The sequence below is a fragment of the Neisseria sp. P0013.S005 genome (assembly GCF_051958425.1).
GTDB lineage: Bacteria > Pseudomonadota > Gammaproteobacteria > Burkholderiales > Neisseriaceae > Neisseria > Neisseria subflava.
This window is the reverse complement of sequence record NZ_JBQCVL010000034.1, coordinates 1-1,386: the sequence shown is the minus strand read 5'-3', so window position 1 is coordinate 1,386 and position 1,386 is coordinate 1. Positions and strand designations below refer to the sequence as shown.

The 1,386-nt window shown below is 54.5% G+C and carries 2 protein-coding genes and 1 pseudogene; all 3 read left to right on the top strand.

The genetic code is table 11. The annotated features are described in order from the left end of the window. Positions 1–292: pseudogene (locus ACTHTA_RS11365) on the top strand (hypothetical protein); the annotation flags it as partial. Further along, positions 289–777 (top strand): hypothetical protein, encoded by a 489-nt coding sequence (locus tag ACTHTA_RS11360; RefSeq protein WP_440375793.1) that lies wholly within the window; start codon positions 289–291, stop codon positions 775–777. The pseudogene ACTHTA_RS11365 and the gene ACTHTA_RS11360, both read left to right, overlap by 4 nt. A gap of 23 nt (positions 778–800) precedes the next feature. After that, a complete protein-coding gene (locus tag ACTHTA_RS11355; RefSeq protein WP_440375792.1) occupies positions 801–1,322 on the top strand; it encodes a host-nuclease inhibitor Gam family protein in 522 nt (173 codons plus the stop codon). Positions 1,323–1,386: the final 64 nt, after the last annotated feature.

Below are 1,386 nucleotides of genomic sequence, written 5' to 3'. Positions count from 1 at the left end.
TGAGTTGCTGCCGATGATTAAGGCGCAGGAGGCAGCGCGTGACGGGGTTTGTTTTCCTGCCCCTACCGAGGCTTGGATTCACGGTTTTAATGAAACCATTAATGCACGCGACCAAGGCCGTCTGAAAACGCCGCTGAAGTCGCACGGCTACCTGTATGAAATCCTTGCAGGCTGGGGCGGCCAGCCAAGCGCAGGGAATCAGAAAAACCAACCAAACCGCCGCGCCGCACTGCCGGCCAACCCCAGCCAAACCCTTACCGCAGCCGCGTCGCTGCAAGGACTGAAAAAATGAAAGAACTGCCTACCCAACTGCATAACGCCATGATCGACGGCCTGACCATGCTTTTGACCCTGCGTCTGAGCGGTTCGCCGGCTGCCGACACTGTGGCCGCCACTGCGCAAACATGGAGTCGTGTATTGGCGCACGGCCGGGCGTGGGACGAAGCGCGAGATGTACCGCGCTTTCAGACGGCCTTTATGGTATTGGCGAATGAAATGAGCCGCTGGCCGAGTCCGAAAGATTTTTTAGACAAGCTGCCACCACCGCCGGAGCCGTTGAAGCTGGAACACCATTACCACCCTACGGAGGAGGAAAAAGCGAAGGGGAAATCGGCTTTAAGCCGCATACAGGGCGTAATTAAAGAGGTGTTAAGAGGCAAGTCACTGATACCGCCTCCGGCTGAAACCGCCGCCGAGCAGATTTTGAGACACCGCGCGAAAGTTGAGGCACTTGCCAAGCGCGAACGCGAACAAGGCTTGAGCAAGCCGAAATGTTAAACCAACCTGAAAGGAAAGAGAAAATGGCTAAAACCCGAATCAAACAACCCGCTATCGAAGCGGCACAAGACAAAGCTGAAGTTACCGCATTTATACGCCAAATCGGCGACTTGCAGCGCGAAGTCAAACGCCTGGAAACCGAAGCAGGCGATAAAAAAGCGGTCATCGAAGAAGAATATGCCGCCAAAGCCGCGCCGATGTGTGCCGAAATCATGAGCCTGACCGAACGTGTAGCCGCCTACTGCGAAGCGCATAAGGACGAGCTGACGGATAACGGTAAAACCAAAACCGTGGACTTTACCACCGGCCTGATTAAATGGCGCATCCGTCCGCCATCCGTCAAAGTAACAGGCGTGGCCGCCGTCTTGGCGTGGCTCTCGGAGAAATCCGCCTTTGCCGAGTTTGTCCGCACGAAAAAGGAAATCGACAAAGACGCCATCCTGAATCAAAAAGAGCGTTTTTCAGACGGCCAAGTGCCGGGTATTAAGATTGTGTCGGGGCTTGAGGATTTTGTGATTGAGCCGACTGAGCAGGAGTTGGCGTGATGGCGAAAATTGTTATTACGATAGAAGACGAGATGCCAGTAAACGGCTTAAACGGCGTGACCAT

Coding starts and splice junctions, on each gene's coding strand:
- ACTHTA_RS11360 (WP_440375793.1), top strand. CDS start 289: ATGAAAGAACTGCCTACCCAACTGCATAACGCCATGATCGACGGCCTG.
- ACTHTA_RS11355 (WP_440375792.1), top strand. CDS start 801: ATGGCTAAAACCCGAATCAAACAACCCGCTATCGAAGCGGCACAAGAC.